The sequence below is a fragment of the Acinetobacter sp. YH12200 genome (assembly GCF_013418175.1).
GTDB lineage: Bacteria > Pseudomonadota > Gammaproteobacteria > Pseudomonadales > Moraxellaceae > Acinetobacter > Acinetobacter pseudolwoffii.
Map to the genome: position 1 here is coordinate 218,173 of NZ_VPCO01000002.1, position 25,690 is coordinate 243,862.

The 25,690-nt window shown below is 45.3% G+C and carries 23 protein-coding genes; 12 read left to right on the forward strand and 11 right to left on the reverse strand.

Annotated features, from left to right (window positions below; translation table 11 throughout):
- Positions 1–53: 53 nt before the first annotated feature.
- From truA to asd, 5 genes are all read right to left on the reverse strand, one after another.
- A complete protein-coding gene (truA, locus tag FTU90_RS02585; RefSeq protein WP_180071905.1) occupies positions 54–851 on the reverse strand; it encodes a tRNA pseudouridine(38-40) synthase TruA in 798 nt (265 codons plus the stop codon).
- Positions 852–866: 15 nt separating this feature from the next.
- Entirely contained in the window at positions 867–1,835 is a 969-nt protein-coding gene (locus FTU90_RS02590) for an asparaginase (RefSeq protein ID WP_100355814.1), read from the reverse strand.
- 47 nt (positions 1,836–1,882) lie between these two features.
- On the reverse strand, positions 1,883–3,265 hold the full coding sequence (locus FTU90_RS02595; protein WP_180071906.1) for a fimbrial protein FimV: 1,383 nt from the start codon (positions 3,263–3,265) through the stop codon (positions 1,883–1,885).
- Between the two features lie 67 nt (positions 3,266–3,332).
- Positions 3,333–4,919, reverse strand: coding sequence for a hypothetical protein (locus tag FTU90_RS02600; protein ID WP_180049841.1), 1,587 nt, complete (start codon positions 4,917–4,919; stop codon positions 3,333–3,335).
- Positions 4,920–5,039: 120 nt separating this feature from the next.
- Complete coding sequence (gene asd, locus FTU90_RS02605; RefSeq protein ID WP_180071907.1) at positions 5,040–6,158, reverse strand: aspartate-semialdehyde dehydrogenase; 1,119 nt, start codon at positions 6,156–6,158, stop codon at positions 5,040–5,042.
- A 188-nt stretch (positions 6,159–6,346) separates the two neighbouring features.
- Here asd and FTU90_RS02610 point away from each other — a divergent pair, with 188 nt between their 5' ends.
- Positions 6,347–7,477: an endonuclease/exonuclease/phosphatase family protein gene (locus tag FTU90_RS02610; protein ID WP_100357555.1), complete on the forward strand. Its 1,131-nt coding sequence runs from the start codon at positions 6,347–6,349 to the stop codon at positions 7,475–7,477.
- Positions 7,478–7,854: 377 nt separating this feature from the next.
- Positions 7,855–8,034 (forward strand): GNAT family N-acetyltransferase, encoded by a 180-nt coding sequence (locus FTU90_RS16030; protein ID WP_228730805.1) that lies wholly within the window; start codon positions 7,855–7,857, stop codon positions 8,032–8,034.
- A gap of 195 nt (positions 8,035–8,229) precedes the next feature.
- On the opposite strand, the gene FTU90_RS02620 is transcribed toward FTU90_RS16030, so the two are convergent.
- On the reverse strand, positions 8,230–9,165 hold the full coding sequence (locus FTU90_RS02620) for a hypothetical protein (protein WP_005095497.1): 936 nt from the start codon (positions 9,163–9,165) through the stop codon (positions 8,230–8,232).
- Between the two features lie 108 nt (positions 9,166–9,273).
- Entirely contained in the window at positions 9,274–11,172 is a 1,899-nt protein-coding gene (locus FTU90_RS02625) for an ATP-binding cassette domain-containing protein (protein ID WP_005095500.1), read from the reverse strand.
- A 33-nt stretch (positions 11,173–11,205) separates the two neighbouring features.
- Here FTU90_RS02625 and FTU90_RS02630 point away from each other — a divergent pair, with 33 nt between their 5' ends.
- From FTU90_RS02630 to FTU90_RS02675, 10 genes are all read left to right on the forward strand, one after another.
- Entirely contained in the window at positions 11,206–11,451 is a 246-nt protein-coding gene (locus tag FTU90_RS02630; protein ID WP_005095502.1) for a SlyX family protein, read from the forward strand.
- Between the two features lie 273 nt (positions 11,452–11,724).
- On the forward strand, positions 11,725–12,723 hold the full coding sequence (locus FTU90_RS02635; RefSeq protein ID WP_180071908.1) for a hypothetical protein: 999 nt from the start codon (positions 11,725–11,727) through the stop codon (positions 12,721–12,723).
- 70 nt (positions 12,724–12,793) lie between these two features.
- On the forward strand, positions 12,794–13,243 hold the full coding sequence (locus FTU90_RS02640; RefSeq protein ID WP_005095506.1) for an ammonium transporter: 450 nt from the start codon (positions 12,794–12,796) through the stop codon (positions 13,241–13,243).
- 30 nt (positions 13,244–13,273) lie between these two features.
- Complete coding sequence (topA, locus tag FTU90_RS02645; RefSeq protein ID WP_180071909.1) at positions 13,274–15,916, forward strand: type I DNA topoisomerase; 2,643 nt, start codon at positions 13,274–13,276, stop codon at positions 15,914–15,916.
- A gap of 97 nt (positions 15,917–16,013) precedes the next feature.
- Positions 16,014–16,769, forward strand: a complete 756-nt coding sequence (locus FTU90_RS02650; RefSeq protein ID WP_005172813.1) for a hypothetical protein — start codon at positions 16,014–16,016, stop codon at positions 16,767–16,769.
- A gap of 65 nt (positions 16,770–16,834) precedes the next feature.
- A complete protein-coding gene (locus tag FTU90_RS02655) occupies positions 16,835–17,974 on the forward strand; it encodes a glycerate kinase (RefSeq protein WP_180071910.1) in 1,140 nt (379 codons plus the stop codon).
- A 152-nt stretch (positions 17,975–18,126) separates the two neighbouring features.
- Complete coding sequence (locus tag FTU90_RS02660) at positions 18,127–20,115, forward strand: ATP-dependent helicase (protein ID WP_180071911.1); 1,989 nt, start codon at positions 18,127–18,129, stop codon at positions 20,113–20,115.
- Positions 20,116–20,198: 83 nt separating this feature from the next.
- Positions 20,199–20,450, forward strand: a complete 252-nt coding sequence (locus FTU90_RS02665) for an RNA-binding protein (RefSeq protein WP_005095517.1) — start codon at positions 20,199–20,201, stop codon at positions 20,448–20,450.
- 204 nt (positions 20,451–20,654) lie between these two features.
- Positions 20,655–21,158 carry a DUF6586 family protein gene (locus FTU90_RS02670; RefSeq protein WP_074383987.1) on the forward strand — a complete coding sequence of 168 codons (504 nt, stop codon included), beginning with the start codon at positions 20,655–20,657 and terminating at the stop codon, positions 21,156–21,158.
- 105 nt (positions 21,159–21,263) lie between these two features.
- Positions 21,264–21,542 (forward strand): hypothetical protein, encoded by a 279-nt coding sequence (locus tag FTU90_RS02675; RefSeq protein ID WP_004278462.1) that lies wholly within the window; start codon positions 21,264–21,266, stop codon positions 21,540–21,542.
- Between the two features lie 221 nt (positions 21,543–21,763).
- Here FTU90_RS02675 and FTU90_RS02680 read toward each other — a convergent pair whose 3' ends face one another.
- The 4 genes from FTU90_RS02680 to FTU90_RS02695 all read right to left on the reverse strand — a co-directional run bounded on the left by FTU90_RS02680 (position 21,764) and on the right by FTU90_RS02695 (position 25,637).
- A complete protein-coding gene (locus tag FTU90_RS02680) occupies positions 21,764–23,479 on the reverse strand; it encodes a cation:proton antiporter (RefSeq protein WP_180071912.1) in 1,716 nt (571 codons plus the stop codon).
- 135 nt (positions 23,480–23,614) lie between these two features.
- A complete protein-coding gene (gene rpmG / locus FTU90_RS02685; RefSeq protein ID WP_001205031.1) occupies positions 23,615–23,770 on the reverse strand; it encodes a 50S ribosomal protein L33 in 156 nt (51 codons plus the stop codon).
- 16 nt (positions 23,771–23,786) lie between these two features.
- Positions 23,787–24,023 (reverse strand): 50S ribosomal protein L28, encoded by a 237-nt coding sequence (gene rpmB, locus FTU90_RS02690; protein WP_004813275.1) that lies wholly within the window; start codon positions 24,021–24,023, stop codon positions 23,787–23,789.
- A gap of 165 nt (positions 24,024–24,188) precedes the next feature.
- A complete protein-coding gene (locus tag FTU90_RS02695; RefSeq protein ID WP_005172791.1) occupies positions 24,189–25,637 on the reverse strand; it encodes a coniferyl aldehyde dehydrogenase in 1,449 nt (482 codons plus the stop codon).
- Positions 25,638–25,690 lie beyond the last annotated feature (53 nt).

Consider the following 25,690-nt stretch of genomic DNA (forward strand, 5'->3'; position numbering starts at 1 on the left):
CCCCTCCTTTCAGAAGGAGTTAGGGGAGGTAAATATTCTAAAAAATTTAAAAATTATTCCGGCAGATTCAGCCAATGCGGCCCCAACGGTAATTTAGGCAATTCAAACTGCTCCGGATAGTCGGCATGAATAAAATATAAACCATCGGCAGGCGCAGTCACGCCAGCAGCTTTGCGGTCTTCAGCCGCGAAAATACTATCAATATGATCGGCAGCATACATGCCCTGACCAATTTCCAGTAGGCAGCCCATGATATTACGCACCATATGATGCAGAAAGCCATCGGCTTGAATATCCAGTACCAGATATTGACCATGCTGAATCAGACGGCAATGGCTGACATGGCGTACCGGTTGATTGGATTGGCAGGCTGCAGCACGGAAGCTTTCAAAATTATGTGTACCTTCAAACTTTTTCGCAGCCCGCATCATCTGTTCAACATCAAGTGGGGCATAGACATGGGTGACCTGTTTATGCAGCAATGCCGGGCGCACAGGATGATTATAGACCACATAGCGGTAACGGCGTGCCTGAGCCTTAAAGCGGGCATGGAAGCTGTGATCCATCTCTTTGATCCACTGAATCGAGATATCTTTGGGCAACTGGCTATTGCAACCCATCAGCCAGCCACGTTCAGAACGAATGGCATTGCTATCAAAATGTGCCACCATATTGGTCGCATGTACCCCCGCATCGGTACGTCCGGCACCATGTAGGCTAATCGGTTGATCGGCAACCCGGCTCAGTACCTTTTCAATGGTTTCCTGCACACTTGCAACACCCGGCTGTTGAGTCTGCCATCCCCGATAATGCATCCCACAAAACTCAATCCCCACCGCAAAACGCTGCATAATGACCTCAAAACCTTATTGATCGTACCAATGACGATGCCATTGCTCTACAGTGTCGTATTGTAAATACATTTTCAGTGCTTTTGCATACAGATCCGCATGGCCATAACTTTCATTCAGCAGAATTTTGCAGTGATTGACCCATTCTGCAATGGCATAGCGCTGATCTGTCGCGCCAAAAGGCACTTGGGTGGTCAGTACAGAGAGACAGCCTTGGTCATACAGTTGATCAATGAGTGCGATCAGAGCCTCATTGACAGCGAGATTACCCGTGCCAAAACCTTGCAGAAATAAAAAATGCGGTGGTCTGGCTAATAAGCTGTGCAGGTTGTTCAGTTGCTGGGCCAGATCAATCGGTTGCATCATGATACTCATGCAGTTAAATCCAGCGGCTTTCCTAATATCTTCAGCTTTGACTTGATAACACTGCTGACTGGCCTGGATTGTAATATTGGCCTCAAGACCTGAGAAGGCATTTAACTCGGTGGTATGCTGTTTGAGTGCCGTCTGGGCATGCATTAGTTGATGATGAAAAGCCAGATAGACCCCTGCGGTACACATGCTGACAGAATCCAGGGCGAACCTCAGATTATCCAGCGCATCACTAAATTCGCGCTGCTCATTGCCCTGAGCATTCAGCAGCGGATATTGACTACCAGTCAGTACCACATGTGCCGAGTTGCCGAGAAAATGTGCCAGGACTGCACTGGCATAACTCAGCGTATCTGTACCGTGAATAATCACAAAATATTGGATCTTTCGAGATTGCAGTTTTTGAATAAACTGCACCAATTGCAGCCAGTCCGCGGCTGTGCAGGCACTACTGTCTTTAATGGCTGGTGCGCGGTGGCATTCAACGAAATATTGGTCTGCGAGTATCTGTTCGAGCTTGGGAATAAATAAATCCGCAGACATCGGGGCAAGTGGATCGCCGACACAGCCGAATGTGCCACCCATATAAATTAATGCAATATTTTTCATCATAAAAAAAGCAGCCAACCCTTGACTGCTTTAGTGTAAATCGAAATGCATCAAGATGCGATTTGATTCAGTAATTGCTCTGCGCGTTGCTGTTGCTCGGCCGTATATTCAGCTTCTCGCTCTGCAATGATCTCACGTGCGGCAACATAGGCACCGAGCTGAATATATTGCTGCGCAAGATCCAGATTCAGACTGGCCTCATTGACGTCCAGTAATTCCGGGAAAGATTGTACCAGTGGATCATGCTGGTCTGTTGCTGTTTGAACTGGTGTAGCAGGAATGTCGAAAGTAACACCTGTTGCAGCAGGTTTAGTTTCTGTATGATCTAATTTAAAGTCTAAGCCTGATGAAAGGTCTGTCTGTGTCGCAGATTCACTCACAGGTGCAGCAGCAGAAAGACTAGACAGATCAAACTCAATTGCTGGTTCTGAGGTTTTTTCGGCGACAGGCGCTGGAGTTTCTATAGAAAATGAGAAATCCAGAGGTGTAATTTCTTCAGTGGTGGTTGGTAACTGTTCATTATTGACCTCTAATTTGAGATCGAAATTAGGAATTTGGCTCTTGCCAATCTGGGTATTAAAATCTGTTTCTGGACTATTCGGTGTGATAGAAGAAACAACCTCTGGTGTTGCTGTCTCAACTTTAAGAGATTCAAAGTCAAACTGAACTTCATTGCTAGCTTTTGATGCTGGCTCAGTAGGGGTGTCTTTAGTAAAGCTACTCGTAGAATTGAAATCAAAGCTATTGCTCTCTTCGAGACTCGTCTTTTTCTCTATTGGAGATGCAGATCGAGTGCCAGGTGTAAAATTGAACTCAAGAGGCGCCTGTTCTTCTTTTACCGGTGTAATTTCTTGCTGTAACTGCTCAAAGATCAAATCAGATTTTGTATCTTCAGAGCGTACAGACTGTGTCAGAGCATCAAAATCAGTTGTATCAGATGTAGGGGTTGCAGGTAGAGAGGCTTGCTTGGTCTCAGTCTCTTTTATCTTTTCGTAAACAGTTCTCTTCTCTTCAGCCTGAGCGAGTATATCGTCAATACTCAGCGCCCGAATATGATTGATCAGCTGTGTAATGGCAAAATCATCTTTTTGTAAGATATGAATATCTAATAGCAAAAGATAGAGCTCATGCTGGGAATTGTCGCGATTCAGTGCCTGGTTAATCTGGGCCTCAGCCGCGAAGAAATTGCTTTCCTGAATCAGGCCTTCAATTTTTTTGCGAGTTTCAGGAGACAGTGGAACTACAGCTTTGTTTTCAACACCGCTTGATTGAACCACTTTGGTCTTTTGCGGGGTAACTTTGGTAGCCGTGCTTGGTTTTTGGGACTTCAGCGTTTTAGTTTTTGCTTTATCTGATTCTTGAGCATCCTGTCGTTTTTTGACGACAATTAATACGATGATCAATATCACTAATGGAATCACATAAATCAGCATGTTTTACCCCTTGAGGATAGAGTGTATTCAATGTTCACTCATCCCAATAAATCGTCATGTGTAACTTTTAATTAACTGGCTTCTTATCTGCTTGTTGGGCTTTAAGCTGTTGTTGCAGCTGGGCCAGACGCGCATTTAATAATTGAATTCTGTGATCCTTCTGATTGAGTGCCAATTCTAATTCAGTTACGTTTCTCTGTAATTTAACGGTTTTTTCTCGGGCTGTCATAACTTTTAATGACAATTCCTTTGATGTTTGATTGCGTTCTGTGTTCTGGTTTGCAGAAACTTGCCCGGAATCGCGCTGGTTCTCAGCCACTAGGCTCATTTCTGCCTGATTCAGGCGGTATTTAGTCTTGCCAGTAGGCTTAGACGGTAGCTCGGTTTGCTTTGCCGCAGTGACTTTAATAGGCGCAGGTGTAGGATGAGTCGTATTTAAGTTCAATGCAGCACCTTTACGTAGACGATTGGCATTTCCTCCAATAAAAGCATGCTCATTGTCTTTTTTAATTTGTTGCATGACTTCATTGACCGGGCGCTGCTGCTGTTGAGCAATTCGTGAGGCAATTCCCCACAGTGACTCATTGGATTGAACTACATAAGTAGGTTGAGTCTGATTCGGAGTTGCTTTGACTGGTGAAGCTTTTGTATTAACTGGAGCTGGAGTTTTCACCGGATTAGTTGATCCAGTTGATTTTCTGGCTTGTTCCTCAGCAAATTTTTTCACCAATGGATCACTGGAAGCAGTTTGATGATCAGAATGGGACTCTACAGCTTTCTGCATATTTGCTTTATTTGGTGCTGATGCACTTTGATTTGCTGGTATCGTACTGGTTGGTTTGTTTGTAGTCGAGGCTGCTGCAGGAGCTGGCGATGCAAGAGTTGCTTGTGAGGTCTTTACTGAATCTGAAAGCACCGCTGCAGTTTTAACTGGGGCTTGAGTATCGGGCGCAGTTACAGATTCACTTTTCAGTACAGGAGCGATCGCTTGCGTCTGAATCGCTGGACTTGATGTCATTACAGCTGGCGCAAATGCAGTTTTAGGAATGGAAGTGTTCGATAATGTAGGTGGTGCTGTGTGTTGCAATGCCAACGGCTTTTCTAAAACCGCTGGCTTGTTTAAGGCTGCGGAAGCTGCTGTACTGTAATGGCTACTTACGGGTAAGTTAAGTGCAATATCTTTTTCACTGACGACGACAACTGGTGCAAGCGGGCGTTCATTCTGTTTGAGACTGGCTTTTAATAAATCGGTTTTAGCTTGTAAGGGCGTACGGATATGTTGCAGACGTGCAGCACTGCCTTCCTTGATTTTGACAATAATATTCAGCTCGCGTTCTGTCATGGGGCGAGAAGAAGTAATAGTAATGACCCCGGTGCCGTTATTGCTGCGCCGGGTAAAAAAGTTCAGATGACCAGGTGGCTGATGCGATGCACCAATTGACATTAAATCTTCAGGTGAAGCCAGACTGACTTCAATCGGCAAATTGATATCAGACTGCCGAAAAGTCATTTCTGCATAGAGTAATTCCCCAGGGGCAGACTGAATCTGAACCGGATCTACATTAATCGCATAAATATTTTGTGAAGCGACAATGGCTAAAATGGCAAGCTTTAATTTGTTATATACAGTCATCTTAATCGTGAGCTCAGTCATTATCGCATAGCGAAAATTATAGATTAACGGGATGTTTGTTTTTTGTAAAATACTTACGCAATAGTTACATAAAAAAGCCGATCAATAAAGATCGGCTTTTGGCTTTATATCCACAGGATATTAGGCATTTTTATAATCAATCAGAATACGTAGCATACGGCGTAACGGCTCGGCAGCACCCCAAAGCAACTGGTCACCTACAGTGAATGCACCCAGATATTCTTTACCCATGTTCAGCTTGCGCAGGCGGCCGACTGGAACGCTTAAAGTACCTGTTACAGCAACAGGCGTCAGATCAGTCATTGATGCTTCACGAGTATTTGGAATCACTTTAGACCAGTCATTGGCACGTGCAATGATGTCTTCAATTTCATCCAAAGGTACATCTTTTTTCAATTTCAGGGTTAATGCCTGAGAGTGACAACGCATGGCACCAATACGCACACAGTGACCATCAATTGGCACGATCTGCTGGTTGCCCAGAATCTTGTTGGTTTCAACCTGACCTTTCCATTCTTCTTTCGACTGGCCGCTTTCCAGTTGCTTGTCGATATAAGGAATGAGTGAACCAGCCAAAGGCACACCGAAGTTACTGGATGGGAAGCCTTCACCGCGTTGTAATTCAGCAATTCTCGAATCGATATCCAGAATTGGAGAGCGTGGATCATCGAGTAATTCTTTGGTGTTATTGTATAAATAACCCATACCGCTGATCAGTTCACGCATGTTTTGCGCACCCGCACCAGACGCTGCCTGATAGGTCATAGACGTTGCCCATTCCACCAGATTGTTCTGGAACAGACCACCTAGACCCATCAACATCAAGGAAACCGTACAGTTACCGCCAACAAAAGTTTTGGTGCCTTTTACCAAACCGTCTTTGATCACATGCATATTGACCGGATCAAGTACGATGATGGCTTCATCATCCATACGTAAGGTCGATGCTGCATCAATCCAGTAACCATTCCAGCCTTCAGCTTTCAGTTTCGGGAAAACCTCAGAGGTATAGTCGCCACCTTGACAGGTAATAATGACATCCATCTGCTTCAGACTGTTAATATCTGATGCATCCATAAGTGCTGGGGCAGTCTTACCGCCAAATGCCGGCGCTTCACCGCCTGCATTACTGGTAGAGAAATAAAATGGCTCAAAATGAGCAAAATCATTCTCTTCAACCATACGTTGCATTAGGACGGAACCGACCATCCCGCGCCAACCGACCAGACCTACTCTCATGTCACTTTGCCTCGGTGCGTTAAAAATTCTAAAGGGATTCGAGTGTATCAAAAAGGGACTCAACTGCAAGTGCTACACAATCAAAACATCAATATTCTTGAGCGAAATATCTGCTTTATGATACATACAAAATTGATAACGTCATTTTTCTTTCAGAAAAAATAATAACTTAATTAAGAGCACGCTTTATGATATGGGTTATCCAAATTGTGGCAATCATTGTCATTTGGTTAAGTTTCTGGTCACTGATCCCACGCGATGAATGGTGGATTCGAGGTGCGGATTTTCCACGCTTACAAATTCTGGTCTTGGGCTTTATTGCCTTTGTGCTGTTTTTGGTGGTGGAGCATCCCTGGACTGTCTTGAATCAGCTGATTTTTGTGGCCCTGATTGCGGCTTTGGCTTATCAGCTAAAAATGGTATTGCCCTATACCTTTATCTGGAAAAAACAGGTCAAGCAGGTCAAACAGGATCAACTGGATCCGCAGCGGCAAATTTCCCTGATTGTTTCGAACGTACTGACCACCAATACTCAATATCATCGACTGATTGAACAGATCCAGACCCATCAGCCAGACTTGGTGTTAACGCTGGAAACGGATCAAACCTGGCAAAATGAACTGTCGGTGATTGAAGCAGATTATCCTTATCGTGTGCCTGTGCCTTTGGATAACCTGTATGGCATGCACCTGTATAGTAAACTGGAACTTCGCAATACCCAGGTCAAGTTTATTTTAAGCGACGAGATTCCGTCCATTCATACCACAGTGATTTTAGGCTCAGGACAGCCGGTGCAGCTGTACTGCCTGCACCCGAAACCACCGAGCCCAACTGAAGCCAAGGATTCTACTTTACGTGATGCGGAATTGTTAATTGTCGGGGATCAGATCAAAGATTTAGATGAAAGTTGCATCGTCATGGGGGATCTGAATGATGTGGCCTGGTCTCGTACTACGCGGCTGTTTCAGCGCATTAGCGGACTGCTGGATCCACGCGTCGGACGTCATTATGTAAACACCTTTCATGCAGATTATCCTTTTTTTCGCTGGTCGCTCGATCACGTATTTCACAGTACCGATTTTGCTCTGGTCCATATGGAGCGTCTGCCCCATATCGGTTCTGATCATTTTCCGGTTTTTCTGGTTTTACAAACCGGTCGGGTCTTTGAGCATATTCAGGAAGAATTGGAGCAAACCGATGAAGATGAGCAGGAAGCACAAGAGGCCATAGAAGAGGGGATTCAGAAAGCAGAGAAAGAGGAAAAAATAGTGACCGATGAAATTGCCATGGCTTATAAAGATGGCGGCAAAATCTCTTAACTTTTTAAGAGAAAAGTGTAAGAGATTGCTTACATCAGTTTGCGCTTCTTGCGGATGGGCAATCATGAGCAATCCAGGTATTCTAGGTTTATCAGCACAGGGAGTCGAGAAAGGATATTCTCATAAGGAAGACGAAGCTGAATGAAAACATCATGGATATGATGCTGAAAGGGAAATCACAAAAAATAGAACCAATTATAATAGATGAAAGCACAACCTCATTAACCCGGGTTTTACAGGATGTAGAACCCGGGTTAAATTATTTTCAGAGTGAATTTTTTTAAATATTTAATTGATTATTAAAGATAATTTTAGGTTTAAAGCTATATTTTTACAGTGCAGAATGGAAAATGTTATTGCCAGTGATGACTCAGTGAATGGATCAGAAATACTTCAGCTCTATCGTGCCAATCCATGGTCTGGTCACTGCACGTATAAATGGTCAGCTGGTCGGACTGGCGAATGCGATTTCAGATGGCTCTCTGGGGGTGTATTTCCCACACTTATTGATTGATCCGGACTGGCAACGACAAGGCATTGGTCGGCGGATCATGTAAAATATGTGGTAATGTTATTCAGGATTTCATCAGCAGATTTTAGTGGCCGATCAGCAGACAATAGGATTTTATCAGGTCTTAGGCTTCATGCGTGCGGGACTAACGAAAGCTATGTAGATCTATCAAGGTACAGATCATCAACAGGATTTTAAACTATAGGAGCTGTAGCGATTTAAAGTCCGGGATCAAACAGATTTAGTAAATTTCCTTATAACCCTCCGGGCGAGTTTTAAAACGGCGGTGGAACCACATATATTGGGTCGGTGCGATGCGTAGCTGCTGTTCAATTATCAGATTCACGCGAGTAGCATCTTCGACTTCATTCTCACTAGGAAAATTCTCCAGTGCCGGTTCAATCAGTACATGGTAGCGTGGATTTTTGATATCGCCATGACGATAGAAATATAAAGGAATCGCAGCAGCTTTGGTCATTTTTAACAAACGACGGTGCGCGGTGACGGTTGCCGCCGGTACACCAAAGAAAGGTGCCATCACCCCTTGTTTTAAACCATAATCCTGATCCGGACTGTACCAGATTGCATGGCCTTTTTTCAGATTACGTACCAGACCGCGCATATCATCATGATCAATCTGATGGGCATAAATCGTGGCGCGACAACGGTAAATCAGCATGTCCAAAAGTGGATTATTCTGTGGGCGATACACCACATCCGGTTCAAAATATTGTGCACACAGATATCCACCAGCATCCAGTAAGGTCGAATGCGTGCCTAGTAACAGCATACCCCGGCCTTCGGCTTGAGCATTCTGAATATGTTCCAGTCCTTCAATACTGACGCGATCCTGAAACCATTTCGGACTGTACCAGGCATTTAAGGTTTCAAAAACCCCCAGCATTTGATCGATAAAAACCTGACGCGCATTGTCCTGTATTTGCTCGGCAGACCATTCAGGAAAACAGACTTCCAGATTGCGCAGTGTGGTGTCGCGACGTGAGGGCAGATACTTAAAAGACAGATGGCCCAGCAGATAGGCCAGACGATACTGAATGGCCCATGGTAAAATCGCCAAAATCATCAGGAAAATAATACCCAGCCAATTGCCCCAGTATCGAGGTAACAGGAATGACCATTGAAATTCGCCGGGTTGATATGCAGGCTGGGTACTCATAGAACAATATAGGGCTAAAAGATTAAGTGCAGTCTAACAGAGAAGATTCTTGAAATAAAAAAAGCATCTGTACGAATACAGATGCTTGAGCAAATACTCGTGGAATATTTAGCCGTTGCTAAGGTTATCCAGCTCTTCCCAACGTTCTAATTTTTCCAGTAACAGTTCATCAATTTCTGATAAACGCTGAGACAGTTGCATGGCTTTATCGGAATCACTGACAAATAAAGAGCCATCAGCCAGTTGTGTATTGATCTCGGCTTGCTCTTTTTCCAGCGCTTCCATTTCAGCCGGAAGTTGCTCGAGCGCGCGTTGATCTTTGTAGCTGAGTTTGACTTTTTTGGCAGCAACGGGTGCGGCTTCAGCTTTGGCCATGGCTTTTTTCACGGCACTTTTTTGATCGACCACGGTTTGATCCGGACGCTGTTCAAGATAATCCTGATAACCACCGACATATTCGTCGATATTGCCTTTACCATCAAAGACCCAAGTTGAGGTCACCACGTTGTCCATAAAGGCACGGTCATGCGAGATCAATAACAAGGTGCCTTTGTAGCCACCGAGCATTTCTTCCAGTAACTCTAGGGTCACCATATCCAGATCGTTGGTTGGTTCATCCATCACAATCAGATTCGATGGTTTCAGCAACAGTTTCGCCAGCAAGATACGGTTGCGTTCACCACCAGACAACGCTTTGACTGGGGTACGTGCACGTTCTGGCGAGAACAGGAAGTCTTGTAAATAGCTATAGATATGACGACGGTTACCATTCACATCCACGTGGTCAGAGCCTTCAGAAACGTTATCTTTGACCGACTTTTCCAGATCCAGTGCATTACGCAGTTGGTCGAAATAGGCTACTTCCAGCTGTGTACCGGTTTTCACCGTGCCGCCATGCTCAAGCTCGCCCAGAATGGCTTTAATCAGTGTGGTTTTACCGACACCGTTATCACCGACCAGACCGATACGGTCACCGCGTAAAACCAGTGCCGAGAAGTTGTTAATGATCGGTGCATTGTCACCGAATTTCACACTCAGGTTCTCAATCTCAAAGACCAGTTTGCCGGAACGGTTGGCATCCTGAGTCGCCATCGCCACTTTACCTTGTTGCGAACGGCGCGCTTTGGATTCTTCACGCAGTGCTTTTAGAGCGCGAACACGACCTTCGTTACGGGTACGGCGTGCTTTGATGCCCTGACGGATCCAGACTTCTTCTTCCGCCAGCTTTTTATCAAACAGCGCATTCTGCTTTTCTTCAGCTTCCATTTGCATGGCTTTGAGTTCTAAGTAACGTGAATAGTTACCTTCATAACTGCGCAATTGACCACGATCCAGTTCCACAATACGGGTGGCGATGCTATCGACAAAGGCACGGTCATGCGAAATGAACAACAGAGTTAAATTGTTTTGATCGAGCAGGAATTTTTCCAGCCACTCGATACTTTCAACATCTAAATGGTTGGTCGGTTCATCCAGTAATAAGACATCTGGCTGAGTCAGCAAGGCACGTGCCAATAGGACACGACGCTTACGACCACCCGACAAATCGGCAAGATCTGCATCTGGGTCCAGACCCATTTTGCTTAAAATCGAATTGACCTTGGTTTCCAGCGCCCAGCCATCCAGCTGATCCATTTTGTGTTGCAGATTGCCCATGCGGTCACAAGCGTCCATATCGCCCAGTACACAGGCTTCACTGGCTGCATGGTAGGCACGCAAAACTTCCGACGCTTCACCGGCACCGTCAGCCACGATATCCGCCACTCGGCCTGAGTCCATCGGTACATCTTGCGCCAGCATCGAAATCGTGATGCCATTTTGTAATGAAACTTCGCCGCTATCCGGCAGTAAACTTCCTTCAATCAGCTTAAGTAAGGTAGACTTACCCTCACCATTACGGCCAATCAAACACACTCGTTCGCCGCGCTCCAAGTTAAAATTCGCGCCGTTGAGCAGGGCGGGTCCACCAAACGCAAGTTGGACATCCCTAAGGGTAATATAGGCCATAATGTTTCCTGAAATCCCCAATGAGGACTTTAAATGACTAAACAACAAAATCTAAATGATCAGGCGTCATTTTCCGCACCCATTGAAGATTTGCAAGTGCGAATTGCATTTTTAGACGATTTAGTTGAACAGTTGAATGATCAGGTGGCTAAACAGACTCTGGAAATTGCCGATCTGAAAAAGCAAATGAGCCTGTTATATCAACGTGTTGAGTCCTCAGACCGCTCTGAAGGAATTGCGGATTTTGATCCAGTTGCTGATCGTCCGCCACATTATTAATTTGCAAGCAATCATTTAATAAAACCCTTATATTTGATAAGGGTTTTTTATTGCAGCTGCTATTTCACCGATGATTCGATTCATTTAATCAGCTCTCAGCCTGGAATCTAGCGATTTCTGACCTGCTTGCAGCAAGATCAAATATGTAATCTTCCACTCGGTTGGAATCTGGTAAATCCGCTGCAACCCGAATATTCACCATGAAATTATTTGACCTTTCACTCACTTCCTACTCTAATACTGGCTTTCAGGTACATTTCAGAAGCTTGTCCCATGCATCCAAAAGTTGTTCTACTCGACCTCGAAAATAATTTTCCGACGGCCAAGTTACTGCGTGAAATTGTGACGCATTATTCCAGCCTGTATCTGTTTAATTGTGCCGGAACATTTGAATTTTCATTAGAAGATTTAACCGAGCTGGCCGGCTGGATTGCGAGTGGACAGATCATCATTCTGGATACACCTGAATCGCCCCAGAAAGAATATGAATATGCGGTCATTGTCGGTCAGCTGATGGCGCTGTTGGAGCCGGAAACCGAAGTCGAGTTGATCTCGGCGATGGACCGCAGCGAGATGTTGCAGCAGATGCTGCAAGCCTCTGATATTAAATGTAGCCTGATTCAGATTCAGCCCGATGAAGTCTCTATCCCAGCAGAGCATGTTAAAAATTACCTGCCTAGTCTGGAGGCGATCCGCAACAAACCGGCCTTGCAACTGGTGAAAAAGTACTGTGATGCTCTAGGGAAAATGAGTGGTAAGCCAAATACCTTGGAAACCTTAAAAAATTCAGTTGCCAATATTCTGCACGTCATGCCCGTGAAGGCCCAGCATGTGGTCGGCATGCTGATTAACCTGAAAATCGTCAAACGCTATGATGAGCAGATCAGCTTCCGTAAAAAAGTCCTGAAACAGTGGCTACAGCTCAATCTGGATGAACAAGATCCGCTTGAAAATCCAAAACTGGATCAGGTCCTGTCCCGGCTCAAAGTGGATGATGCTCCAGTTGAATCATTGCAAACTCCGATCCAGTCAGCCCAGCAAGACCTGTTTAAAAACTTTAACCGGATTGATCCGGTGCAACTGGAAGTCGCACGTAAACTGCGCGAACTTCAGGGCGACAAACCCAAGGATATTTATGAATTACGTGATTTGCTAGAGCAGCTCTTTCCTCAATCGGATATCCGTCTGCTGCTGAAAGAGCTAATTGAGAAGGGTTATATTTACTGGAATGGTCACGAAGTTTTATATAGTCATGAAATGTTCTTGAATTAATTTTATCGTGCAAACTTGCGTTTTATATTGTGCTTATGCAACTCTAATAATAGAACATAAAGGTTGAACTATGGAAAACACTGGAATTTGGGTAGCGGTGATCATCATCATTTTTGTCATGGGGTCAATTTTTGGCTTACGTGTCAGCCCAAGAGAAAAAGCGCTTGGCATCATGCGTGACAAAGCCCGCAAAATGGGTCTGCATCCACGTTTGGTGGTTGCACCCGACTGGACCAAAATTCCAAAGGCCACTGAAAGTCGTGCCAGTATGGTTGCGTACTACAGCGTACTCATGCCAGATGCGCGTTTACCCTTGATGCGTGCCCGTGTTGTCGATAATAAACTCGAAATTGTGCAGGGTGATGAGAAATTTAAAGATTTTCCCATTGCATTAAAAGGCATTTATGCTATTGATATGCAGGCCAACTGTGTCGGATTGTATTGGGATGAACATGCTGATTTAAGAGCAGCCCAACTCGACGATATCAAAGCACTATTACACGCTTTGGCTGAACTTTAATTTAGAAATAAACAGGATTAACGGTTAATTATGGCGAACGCTCCTCGGTCCACATCAAAAAGCAGCACAGCAAAGTCTCCCGACGCTGGAAGTAAGCGTGCCTTAGTGATTGTGGAGTCGCCTGCAAAAGCGAAAACAATCAATAAGTACCTTGGTCCAAACTACATCGTAAAATCATCAGTCGGTCATGTCCGTGACTTGCCAACAGGCGGCTCTGCCAAATCGACAGAGAAAAAGCCGGCGACACGCACCAAACTGACAGATGAACAGAAAGCTGAAAAATCACAGAATGCGTTGATTAACCGCATGGGTGTCGATCCGGAACATGACTGGAAAGCCAAATACGAAGTCCTTCCTGGCAAAGAACATGTGGTTGCCGAACTGAAAAAACTCGCATCGCAAGTCGATGAAGTCTATCTGGCAACGGATATGGACAGGGAAGGAGAAGCGATTGCCTGGCATTTAAAAGAAGTCATTGGCGGTGATGATTCGCGTTATCAGCGTGTGGTCTTTAACGAAATTACCAAAAACGCGATTCAGGATGCCTTTAAGCATCCGTCACGTCTGGACACCAATAAAGTCAATGCGCAGCAGGCACGCCGTTTCCTGGACCGCGTGGTCGGCTTCATGATTTCACCACTCTTGTGGGAAAAGATTGCCCGTGGCCTGTCAGCCGGTCGTGTACAGTCGGTTGCGGTGAAACTGGTGGTTGAACGCGAACGTGAAATTCGGGCCTTCATTCCTGAAGAATACTGGCAGGTGTTTGCCGATACCAAATCGAAAAAAGATGATATTCGTCTCGAAGCGGTCAAGCAAAATGGCAAGACGCTCAAGCTACGCAACAAAGACGAAACTGATGCACTATTAAACCTGATCAAAGATGCGGATTATACGGTTTCTGCACGTGAAGATAAGCCAACCAAGGTTAATCCAAGCGCACCCTATATCACCTCAACGCTACAACAGGCAGCCAGTACCCGTCTCGGTTTTTCTGTGAAGAAAACCATGATGCTGGCGCAGCGCCTGTATGAAGCCGGTTTCATTACCTATATGCGTACCGACTCAACATTCTTGAGTGATGATGCGGTGAATATGGTGCGTGGGCATATCGAATCTGAATTTGGCGAGAAGTATTTGCCTGCCAAACCAAACCGTTATGGCAATAAAGCCGGTGCGCAAGAAGCGCATGAAGCCATTCGTCCATCCATGGTTGGCTTAAAAGGCGACAGCCTGGTGGGTGTTGAGCGTGATGCACAGCGTCTGTATGACTTGATCTGGCGCCAGTTTGTTGCCTGTCAGATGACACCGGCTGAATACCTGTCTTCAACGATTTTAGTCAATGCCAATGGCGTAGAACTGAAAGCCAAAGGCCGGACGCTGGTCTTTGATGGTTTTACCCGGGTGCGTGGTGCCAACAAAGCGGATGACGATATTCTGTTACCGGCAGTGAAAGTCGGTGAAGTGCTGAAACTTGAGAAGCTTGATCCATCTCAACATTTCACCAAGCCACCAGCTCGTTTTACTGAAGCCTCACTGGTCAAAGAACTCGAGAAAAAAGGCATTGGCCGTCCATCGACCTATGCTGCAATTATCTCGACCATTCAGGATCGTGGTTATGTGAAGCTCGATAACCGTCGTCTCTTTGCCGAGAAGATGGGTGAGATCGTCACCGACCGTCTGGATGAAAACTTCAATAACCTGATGAACTACGCCTTTACTGCAGATCTTGAAGGTCAGCTGGATAAGGTGGCAGATGGTGAACGTAATTGGAAAGAGCTGTTAGACAGCTTCTACGGCGATTTCAAGCAGCGTTTGACTACGGCACAAGGCGAGAACGGTATGCGCCGTAATCAGCCAGTGGAAGTGGATGCGGTACATTGTAAAGAATGTGAGCGTCCAATGCAGATTCGTACCGGAACCACAGGCGTTTTCCTGGGCTGTTCTGGTTATAACCTGCCACCGAAAGAACGTTGCAAGGGAACCTTGAACCTGACCCCAGTTGAGTCTCTGGCTGCACTGTCTGATGATGATGCGGCCGAAACCGCTGACCTGATGTCGAAGAAACGTTGTCCGGTGTGTGAAACGGCAATGGATAGCTATGTGATTGATGGCGGTCGTAAACTGCATGTTTGTGGCAATAACCCGGACTGTGATGGTTATGAACTCGAAGAAGGAGAGTTCAAGATCAAAGGTTATGATGGCCCAACCATTCCATGCGACAAATGTGATGGCGAAATGCAGCTTAAAACGGGTCGTTTTGGTCCATACTTCGCCTGCAACAGTTGTGACAATACCCGTAAAGTATTAAAGAGTGGTCAGCCGGCACCTCCGCGTGTCGATCCGATCAAGATGGAACATTTGCGCTCGACCAAGCACGATGACTTCTTTGTGCTGCGTGATGGTGCGGCCGGTTTATTCTTGGCGGCCAGCAAGTTCCCGAAAGTGCGTGAAACACGGGCACCGAAAGTTGCCGAGATTCGCTCTGTGGCTGAACAGCTGGATCCGAAATATCAGTTTATCTTGCAAGCACCTGATACAGATCCGGAAGGTAACCCAACTTTGGTGAAATTCAGTCGCAAGAACCAGTCGCAATATATTGGCTCTGAAAATGCGGAAGGCAAGCAAACCAAATGGTCTCTGGTTTACCAGGATGGAAAATGGGTTGAAGCCTAAATAAAGTTTAAACTTGAAAAAAATGCTGACGAAAGTCGGCATTTTTTATTTATGATGTGTCGATATTTTAAAAAAATAAATAAGGTTGCTTGGGGATATGTGGAAAAAGATTCGGATTCTGATTTTATTAAGTATTTTATTGATCGTTGCAGTCAATGCCTATCGTGATCAAAATCAGAACTGGTCAAAGCCGGTCATGGTTCTGTTGCATCCAATTAATGCAGATGGATTACCGACCACACAGCAATACATCCAGCAACTGTCAGTTCAGGATCTAGAAACGGCAAGAGACTTTCTACAAAAATCAGCACAGCAATATCGTAATCAACCCACTTATTTTTATTTTAATTTGGGTCGTGAGCTTAAAGTTTTACCGCCTAAAGTCCCTGAGCAGGCCTCAATTTTCGATACTGTTGTATGGAGTTTAAAGTTTCGATTTTATGCCTGGAAACAGCAACAAAGTTCGGACCCTTCTGCCAGTCTGACCCTGTTTTTAAATTATTATGATCCGGCACAAACCCGGCAATTAAAGCATTCAACTGCCTTGCAAAAAGGCCGGATTGGTTCGGTCAACCTGTTTGCCTCTCAAAAGCAGTCTGAACAAAATAAAATTGTTTTGGTACATGAGTTACTGCATGCCTTTGGTGCCAGTGATAAATATGATCTGGCCACAGGTCAGCCGATTTATCCAATAGGTTATGCATTTCCAGATCAGCAACCTGTGTTCCCACAAGCCAAGGCAGAACTGATGGCAGGACATATCCCGCTGTCCGAAACCACGAGTAAAATGCCGGGATCTCTGGATCAGACCCTGATTAATGAGATCACAGCAATTGAGTTGGGCTGGAAATAAAGACTTGTGGATAGTGCTGGATTTATCCACAATTTAGACTTCGTTTGTGGATAAAAGATCACACCATGCCGTTCACCTTTGTGCTCGCTCCTGACTCGTTTAAAGAAAGCATGTCTGCTGCGCAGGCTTGTCAGGCCATGCAACGCGGTATCCAGAACGTCATTCCGGATGTCCACATCATTCATGTACCAATGGCTGATGGCGGTGAAGGCACGGTCGATGCACTGATTTCAAGTTTAAAGGGACAAAGCATTGTATGTGACGTGACCGGGCCATTACCTGAGCAACGTATTCAGACCTATTGGGGTTTGGTTGATGCAGGCCAGACTGCCGTGATTGAAATGGCCAAAGCCAATGGTATGCATTTACTTGATCCTGCTCAGCGTAATCCGATGCTCACTTCAACTTATGGCACAGGAGAAATGATCAAACAGGCATTGGACTTGAGTGTGAAAAAAATCATCATTGGACTGGGAGGTAGTATTACCAATGATGCAGGTGCAGGTATGGCGCAAGCACTGGGTGTGCGGTTTCTAAATTATAAGAGTGAGTCAATTCAGGTCTGTGGTGGAAACTTAGATCTGGTCAAATCAATGGATTTATCTGGACTGGATCCACGTTTAGCAGATACTGAAATAATCATTGCATCGGATGTCAATAATCCGCTGTGTGGACCACATGGTGCATCGATAATCTTTGGGCCACAGAAAGGTGCAACGCCGGAAATGGTCAAGCAGCTGGATCAAAATCTCGGGCATTTTGCCGATGTAGTCGCTGGGCAGATTGGTTGTGATTATCGTCATGTGGCAGGTGCGGGTGCAGCCGGTGGGCTGGGTTTTGGTTTAATGGCATTCACCGCTGCCTCTATTCGGTCCGGGGTGGAACTGATGATTGAACAGGTTCAACTGAGTGAGAAAATAGCGCAAGCAGATTATGTCCTGACCGGTGAAGGTAAAATTGATAGTCAAACATCTTTGGGCAAGACCCCTTTTGGGGTAGCACAGCTCGCCAGGAAATTTAATAAACCGGTAATCGCTTTTGCTGGTCTAATCGGTGAAGGAATTGAGGATCTGTTTGAGTCAGGATTTAGCCAGATTATTGGTATTAATCCACCAGATTGTCCTTTAGAAGAAGCCTTAAAAAATGCAGAAATGAACTTGGAGAAAGCTGTCGCTGAGATAGTTAAAAATCTTTTGACAGAGTGAAAGTATTTCTCTCTCCTGCAATCCAGCACGCCCTGTCATTAGCTAATATCAAATCAGGAAATAAAATTGGAGACAGTTTCAGGACAACTGAAAAGCCATAATTCTGGAAGCGATCTGTTAAACTACATACATCCACAAAATGATGAGTGAAAATGAGTTTAGCCACCCTGATTGATGAATTAAACCCCCAACAAAAGCAAGCAGCGACCACAGAAGCAAAACACAGTTTGGTGCTGGCCGGGGCAGGTTGTGGCAAAACCAAGACTATCGTGGCACGCGCAGCTTACTTGATTGAGCAGGGTGTGCCTGCCAACCAGATTCAAATTCTGACCTTTACCCGCCGGGCTGCCAGTGAAATTGTGGCGCGTGTCGAACTGGCACTTGGTGAAGAAGCCAAGGGACTGCGGGCCTCGACCTTTCATACCTTCTGTATGTATCTGCTGCGCCGTATTCCGAAAGTTTTTGGTCTGGAACAGTTTTCGATTATTGATCGTGATGATCAGCTGATGATGTTCCGCCTGATTCGCGGTCGTGATGACAAGAAAAATCCCAACCATCTGCCTAAGCCTCAGGAACTATGTGATCTATATTCTTTTGCACGCAATACCCGACAAAAACTCAGTCTGGCATTAGAAAAACAGATGCCGGAATATCTGGCCTTAAAGGACCAGATTGCCGAAATCATGAAAGAATATGAAGCACGTAAGCAAGCACGCAGTTTTCTGGATTATGACGATATTCTGGCGGTGGTGGCGACAGCTTTGGCACAATCAGAAGGCTTAGTCGATTATGTGGCTTCAATCTGTCGGCATATGCTGGTCGATGAAATGCAGGATACCAATCCACTGCAATGGGCCTTGCTGGAGCCGCTGAAAGACCGGATCAGCCTATTTTGTGTCGGCGATGATGCCCAGTCGATTTATGGTTTCCGTGGCGCAGACTTTGAAAATATTCATCATTTCAAAGAACGGGTACCAGATGCGCAAATTTTTAAACTGGAAAAAAACTACCGCTCGACCCAGGAAATTCTGGATCTGTCCAACTGGCTGCTGGATCAGTCTGAAATCAAATATGACAAACGTCTGGAAGCTTATCGTGGCGAGGGCCTAAAGCCGCGCATGCATATATTTCCGAATGAGTTTGATGAAGCCAAATGGATCGCAATTGATATTAAAGAGCGTCATTATTTACAGGGCAGCAAATGGGGCGAACATATGGTACTGGTGCGTTCCAGTTTTGCCGCGCGGCATATTGAAGCGGCCTGTATCGCGGCCAATGTACCGTATCGATTTATTGGCGGTATGAAGCTGCTGGAAACGGCACATGTCAAAGATTTGCTCAGCATGCTGCGTGTGGTCGCCAATCCGCTGGATGATATCGCCTGGATGCGTTTCTTGACCCTGTGGAATGGTGTCGGTGATGTCGGTGCAAGCAAGTTGGCGCAACACATTTTGCTGGAACCTGAAATCGATAAAATCTCCGATAAACTGGAGAAATTTGGCAAGATACCTCTAAATGCGATTCTGATCATGAAGCAGATGAGCGCGCTGAAAGGCGAAGTGCAGGCCTGTGTCAGTCTTGCGATTCAGGCAATTGAAACACAACTGGCAGAGAACTATAAAAAAGACTGGCCACGTCGTCAGGGTGATTTTGAACTGGTGAAACAACTGGCCTCCAAGCATTCACAACTAAGTGAATTTTTAGAGGAATATGTGCTCGATCCAGTGTCGATTTCGGAAATTGAACGCCAGTCCGATCATGATGTGGTGACCCTGATTACCATTCATTCAGCAAAAGGCACCGAACAGAATGTCTGTTATGTGGCCAATGTCACGCCGGGAAATTATCCGCATGCACGCGCCCAAGGCGACTTTGATGATGTTGAAGAAGAACGTCGTGTGCTGTATGTGGCGCTGACCCGAGCCAAAAATGAATTGATTCTAACCAAACAAAATCTGAATCACTGGGCGCGGGAAACGGTCGATGCGCAGGGACGTAAAGTCGCAAGTTATTTCTTGAATGATCTCACCCGGCATTTATGCACCACGGAAACCCATTACAAAACCCGGCAGCAGACCGTGAAAAGTGCCTTAATTGAACGTCAATCGATTAATTTAGATTTTGGCATTGATCTCGATTAAACTATAGCAAAGTTGTTGCATACAAAAAGTAGAGTAGGCGCGTGCTTTTTGATATTTTTTGCCTATCTTCTTAAGGTTATCAGATGAAAATTTTAGTTCGTAATTTAGAACGTACGGTCACAGAAGCCGAGTTGCTGAAGTTGTTCCAGGAATATGGCACAGTGAATACTTGTACTTTGGTGCTCGATGCGGCAACCGGGAAATCAAAAGGTTTTGCCTTTGTAGAAATGCCGCATGCACGTGAAGCCATCAAAGCCATTAAAGGCCTGAATACTTTGCGCTTGCACGGACATGGAATCCGGGTAAAACAAGCAGAAGATAAGCCCGAGGCTTAAACTGGAAAAGGAGCACTTGATATGCTCCTTTTTTATGGCTGAAATTTAACCTTGTTGTGCTCATGGTTGTACTCGTGCAGGCAGTTAGATTTTCTGGATTTCAGTACTGGATGGATTCAGTTTAAACATGTTTTGATTGCGAAATGAAAGCGAACCTTTTACTTTATAAAAGCCAAAATTTGTTTAAAACCTTAGGAAATATCAATGACCCGTGTTGCTCGCTATCATGCGGACCGTACCAATCAAAAACTGTATTTTGCCCGTCTTGCCTGCCAGCAGGCAGAGCAAACCGAGCATGTGCAACAGGCTCAGGCACAACGTGAGGCGACTGTATTTCATTTACATGGCGCTTTATTGGCATTTTTGCAGGAACTGGTGCGTTACTATCGCCTGAATGATGCCAATCCGACGCTGAAATCGATCGAAGAACTAATGGCAGCCAAAGGCCAGATTTCACCCGAAGTAGCCGTATTACAACACTTATCCAAGAGCGGTTTCATTGCTGAACTGAAACGTGCCTATCGTCTGTGCCAGTATGCGCCTGAACCGAGTACACCGGAACCCGAAGACGAAACCTCCTCAAATCTCATCATTAAAGTCACACAGTCTCCACAAGCATGGTTACCTGATCCTGCTATATTAAGAGAATGGCATCGTGACTTGACACAACTCATCGATGGTTTTCGCAATGAGATGATTGAATTTTAATCGGATCGACCGTACTTGAAATTAGAATTTTTAACCCTATATTAATTACTCTAATGATGCAAAGTGCACCCGGCTCTTTGCCACCATGTTGAACATGGAGGATATATGTCTATAGAACAGTTGAAAGACTTATTTGGTAATCAAGACGCGATTTTAGAACTCGTTCAACTTGAAGGTGGTGCCTTGGCTTTACGCAATGCAGGTTCGCATAAACAGCCTTTGGTCATGATTCAGTTTAATGACGAGGTGAAGGCTCTACTCGGAGAGCAGACGCCTGTGATTGCGCAACAGATGATTCAGGCGGCCCTGTATGGCTTGCTGGAACAGCAGGTCAATGAATGGCAGGCAGAAGTGGTAGATGAAGAGCCGAAGTATATGAGTTAAGATTACAATGTATTCAAAAGCACACTATCGGTGTGCTTTTTGATTTTAAAGGGTTGGGGGTGAGTTAGATTTTAGGTACGAGCTCAAGGTTAATTTCAAGAAATGAAAACCTCGTTTCTTTGATTTAAATCCTGATGATTTGAAGTCAGCTTATTACAAAAAATCTTGTGATTATGCATAAAAAGTTGCCACATTGGGCAACTTTTTTTATGCAAAGAAATTTAATGAGAAGGGGGATGCTGATGCGCAATCTCGATCTGGTTTAAAATATGATTACTCATATTTTTCGCCATTTCTTCTTTGGCATAATACACCGCGCCGATATTATCACGACGGATCGCTTCAGCTTCTTCCTTGCTTTCGGCACAGACCAATACCTGAATTTTCGGATTCAAGGTCTTGGCAATATCTACAATTCTATGAATATCGATGATATCCATAGGGGAAATGACCAGTAAGCGCGCATGTTGAATATGTGCCTGGATCAAAACACCAGCTTCAGTCGCAGCGCCTGAAACCGCGGCAATGCCTTTTTCACGCAGATTTTCGACAATATCGCGGTTTTCTTCTGCAATAACCACCTTGATATTTTCTTCCATTAATGAGCGGGTAATACGACGCCCCACTTCACCATGACCAATCAGCACCACCTGATCACGCAAGTAATCCTGTGAAACTTCATCGGGTAACATCGCCAAGGGATCACCACTGCGTTCCAGTAAACGTGCCAGGGTCGAGCGTTCCCGAATCCATTTTTGTACCGGTTCAATCGCGGAGAAGATAAAGGAGTTGAGAGTGATCGAGACCAATGCGCCCGCCAGAATCAGGTTTTGACCTTCTAGTGAAAGCAGATTCAGTGACACCCCAAGTGCTGCCAAAATAAATGAAAATTCACCAATCTGTGCCAGCGAAGCGCCAACAGTCAACGCGGTATTGATTGGATAGCGGAAGAACAATACCAGTGCCATTGCCGCCAGAGTTTTACCAATCAGAATAATGCCGACGACTGTCAGCACATGGAGTGGCTGTTCCAGTAAAATACGCGGATCAAACAGCATTCCGACAGAAACAAAGAATAAGATTGAGAAGATTTCACGCAGCGGCAAGGTTTCTTGTTCCGCGCGATGACTGAAATCTGACTCTTTCACCACCATCCCGGCAAAGAAAGCCCCCAGCGCCATAGATACCCCAAAAACCTTATAGGCCCCAAAGGCAATCGAGATGGCCGCAGCGACCACAGTCAGGGTAAACAGCTCACGAGAACCCAGACGTGCCACGACTTGGATGATCATCGGCACCAGACGTTTACCAATAATCAGCATAAAGGCAATAAAGCCTGCGACTTTCAGCAGGGTAATGCCTAAAGTGGCCCAGATATTGTCATCGCTCGCACCTTCAAGTGCTTGTCCGCCTAGAAGTAAGGCAGTGGCCGGCAATAACACCAAGGCCAAGACCATGACCAGATCTTCGACCAAAAGCCAACCGACGGCAATCCGGCCATTAATTGAATCGAGCAGACCACGATCACCGAGTGCTTTGAGTAGAACCACCGTACTGGCACAGGACAGGCTTAAACCGAATACGAGCGCAGAGCCAAAGCTCCAGCCCCATAACATCGAGACTCCCACTCCGAGCAGAGTGGCGACTGCAATTTGCAAAATCGCACCAGGCAATGCAATCCGCCGCACCTGCATCAGATCACTTAGCGAGAAATGCATCCCGACCCCGAACATCAGGAACATGACACCTAATTCTGCCAGCTGGTTGGCCAGATGAATATCGCCGACCACACCGGGTGTATTGGGGCTAATCAGAATGCCGGCCACCAGATAGCCGATAAGTGGAGGGAGGCGCAGACGTGCAGCGATATAGCCAAAAACCAGGGCTAAGCCAAAACCAACAGCCAATAATATAATGAGTTCTACGTCATGTGGCACTAAATACTCCTTTAGTTAGGTTTGCTGGGAAATAAGCACAAAAAGTGCCAAAACATGTAGAAAGTTTATCAAGTGGGGTAAAAAAAATGCAAAAAAAAACGACCTGAAAGGGTCGTTTTTTTAAAAAAGCCAAAATTATTTGATTTTAGCTTCTTTGAAGATTACGTGTTGACGGATTTTTGGATCAAATTTTTTGATTTCCATTTTTTCCGGCATAGTACGTTTGTTCTTAGTCGTGGTATAGAAATAACCTGTACCAGCTGAAGAAACTAAGCGAATCTTATCACGCATTGTCCTGACTCCTTACTTAGATCTTTTGACCTTGAGCACGTAGGTCAGCAACAACCTTTTCAATGCCCAATTTATCGATAATACGCATACCTTTAGTAGTAAGACGAAGACGTACGAAACGTTTTTCGCTTTCTAACCAGAAGCGGTGTTGGTGCAGGTTCGGCTCGAACCGGCGCTTAGTTTTGTTGTTGGCGTGTGAGACGTTGTTACCAACGACTGGACGCTTGCCGGTAACTTGGCAAACCTTAGACATGGTGTAACTCCATTGATTTAGCCAACAGCAAATCTGTATGGCCAGTCAAAAATAAACGGATTGAAATCATTCAAGGGGCGTTTTATATCAAAAATGCGCTTAAAAGACAAGCGATTTTCGTCAAAACGCAGCACGAGCTATATCGATAGCTCATGCCTTGATCATTTAACGGAGAAGTGTCTTCGAAATCAGCTTGTGAATCGGTTTATTGAACGGCGGCAGAATGTATTTCAAGCTATACAGCTTGGGATTCGACATTACCGAGCGTTCATGCGACAAACTGAAGAAGCCTTCTGGACCGTGATATTTCCCCATACCTGATGCACCGACACCCCCAAATGGTAGATCGTCTTGTGCAACATGGGTTAATACCGTATTTTGCCCGAAATGCCCTGAATGGGTACGCTGTGCGACATAATCGGCACGCGCTTGATCAAAGTCGAAGTAGTATAAAGCAAGTGGGCGTGGACGGCTATTAATAAAGTCGATAACTTCATCAATTTGATCATATTCCATGATTGGCAGCAGTGGACCAAAGATTTCATGCTGCATGATTTGCATGCTTGGTGTGACATTGGTCACAATGGTGGGGGCAATTTTACGCAGATCAGCGGAATTTTCATGGCGCGGATTGATTTCAATAACATGAGCACCCTGTTCACGTGCATCATCCAGATAGCCTTGCAGACGGTTGTACTGTTTGTCATTCACAATCGAGGTGTAATCCTGATTATGGGTGATATCCGGATACATACTTTCTACGCAGGCTTTAAAATGATCAATAAATTCTGCCGTCTTGCCACGAGGCAGGAACATATAGTCCGGTGCGACACAGGTTTGACCGGCATTCCAGAGTTTGCCCACCGCAATCCGCTGCGCGACATCACGCAGATCAATCGATGGATGCACCAGCACTGGCGATTTACCTCCCAGTTCCAGAATCACCGGAACCAGATTTTCTGCTGCGGCTGCCATCACGGTTTTACCCACAGCAGTCGAGCCGGTAAAAATCATTTTGTCGAAGGCTAGACGACAGAAAGCATCTGAGATCACACCGCCACCATTGACCACTGCGACCAGTTCTTTTGGAAAGGCTTCTGCCAAGGCTTTTTCAAGCACTTCACCAAACGCAGCCGATGCACTAGAAATCTTGATCATGGCGTGGTTGCCGGCAGCCAATGCGCAAATCAGAGGACCAATCGACAACAACAGCGGATAGTTCCACGGTGCAATAATCCCAATCACGCCCAAAGGCTGATATTGCACCCAAGCTTTGGCCGGTTGATGAATAATGCCGACATGACGCTTGGAGGGTTTCATCCATCGGGTCAAGTTTTTGCTATAATATTTGATATGTTCCAGACAGGTGAGTAGTTCACCAATTTTGGTTTCCCCAATCGAGCGGTTACCATAATCCTGATTAATTGCCTCTGCAAATTGATCTTGATACTTAACTAAGATACGCTTAAGTCGAGCTAAACGATCGATGCGTTCCTTTGCCGTCGGCAAAGGATAGTTTAAGTAAGCATGTTTTTGTTGTGCCAAAAGCTCATTTAAGTATTGGCCATCAAAAAAATGTGGTGTCATTGATATTGTTTTTGTGTGACTGTTCATGCCGCACTACCATTATTCAAAAATCGATTAATTAATTTTTAGAGCAAATACTC

Bases quoted from the DNA above. Each gene is read 5' to 3' on its own strand.
- truA (WP_180071905.1), bottom strand. From the start codon at position 851: ATGCAGCGTTTTGCGGTGGGGATTGAGTTTTGTGGGATGCATTATCGG.
- FTU90_RS02590 (WP_100355814.1), bottom strand. From the start codon at position 1,835: ATGATGAAAAATATTGCATTAATTTATATGGGTGGCACATTCGGCTGT.
- FTU90_RS02595 (WP_180071906.1), bottom strand. From the start codon at position 3,265: ATGCTGATTTATGTGATTCCATTAGTGATATTGATCATCGTATTAATT.
- FTU90_RS02600 (WP_180049841.1), bottom strand. From the start codon at position 4,919: ATGACTGAGCTCACGATTAAGATGACTGTATATAACAAATTAAAGCTT.
- asd (WP_180071907.1), bottom strand. From the start codon at position 6,158: ATGAGAGTAGGTCTGGTCGGTTGGCGCGGGATGGTCGGTTCCGTCCTA.
- FTU90_RS02610 (WP_100357555.1), top strand. From the start codon at position 6,347: ATGATATGGGTTATCCAAATTGTGGCAATCATTGTCATTTGGTTAAGT.
- FTU90_RS16030 (WP_228730805.1), top strand. From the start codon at position 7,855: ATGGATCAGAAATACTTCAGCTCTATCGTGCCAATCCATGGTCTGGTC.
- FTU90_RS02620 (WP_005095497.1), bottom strand. From the start codon at position 9,165: ATGAGTACCCAGCCTGCATATCAACCCGGCGAATTTCAATGGTCATTC.
- FTU90_RS02625 (WP_005095500.1), bottom strand. From the start codon at position 11,172: ATGGCCTATATTACCCTTAGGGATGTCCAACTTGCGTTTGGTGGACCC.
- FTU90_RS02630 (WP_005095502.1), top strand. From the start codon at position 11,206: ATGACTAAACAACAAAATCTAAATGATCAGGCGTCATTTTCCGCACCC.
- FTU90_RS02635 (WP_180071908.1), top strand. From the start codon at position 11,725: ATGCATCCAAAAGTTGTTCTACTCGACCTCGAAAATAATTTTCCGACG.
- FTU90_RS02640 (WP_005095506.1), top strand. From the start codon at position 12,794: ATGGAAAACACTGGAATTTGGGTAGCGGTGATCATCATCATTTTTGTC.
- topA (WP_180071909.1), top strand. From the start codon at position 13,274: ATGGCGAACGCTCCTCGGTCCACATCAAAAAGCAGCACAGCAAAGTCT.
- FTU90_RS02650 (WP_005172813.1), top strand. From the start codon at position 16,014: ATGTGGAAAAAGATTCGGATTCTGATTTTATTAAGTATTTTATTGATC.
- FTU90_RS02655 (WP_180071910.1), top strand. From the start codon at position 16,835: ATGCCGTTCACCTTTGTGCTCGCTCCTGACTCGTTTAAAGAAAGCATG.
- FTU90_RS02660 (WP_180071911.1), top strand. From the start codon at position 18,127: ATGAGTTTAGCCACCCTGATTGATGAATTAAACCCCCAACAAAAGCAA.
- FTU90_RS02665 (WP_005095517.1), top strand. From the start codon at position 20,199: ATGAAAATTTTAGTTCGTAATTTAGAACGTACGGTCACAGAAGCCGAG.
- FTU90_RS02670 (WP_074383987.1), top strand. From the start codon at position 20,655: ATGACCCGTGTTGCTCGCTATCATGCGGACCGTACCAATCAAAAACTG.
- FTU90_RS02675 (WP_004278462.1), top strand. From the start codon at position 21,264: ATGTCTATAGAACAGTTGAAAGACTTATTTGGTAATCAAGACGCGATT.
- rpmG (WP_001205031.1), bottom strand. From the start codon at position 23,770: ATGCGTGATAAGATTCGCTTAGTTTCTTCAGCTGGTACAGGTTATTTC.
- rpmB (WP_004813275.1), bottom strand. From the start codon at position 24,023: ATGTCTAAGGTTTGCCAAGTTACCGGCAAGCGTCCAGTCGTTGGTAAC.
- FTU90_RS02695 (WP_005172791.1), bottom strand. From the start codon at position 25,637: ATGAACAGTCACACAAAAACAATATCAATGACACCACATTTTTTTGAT.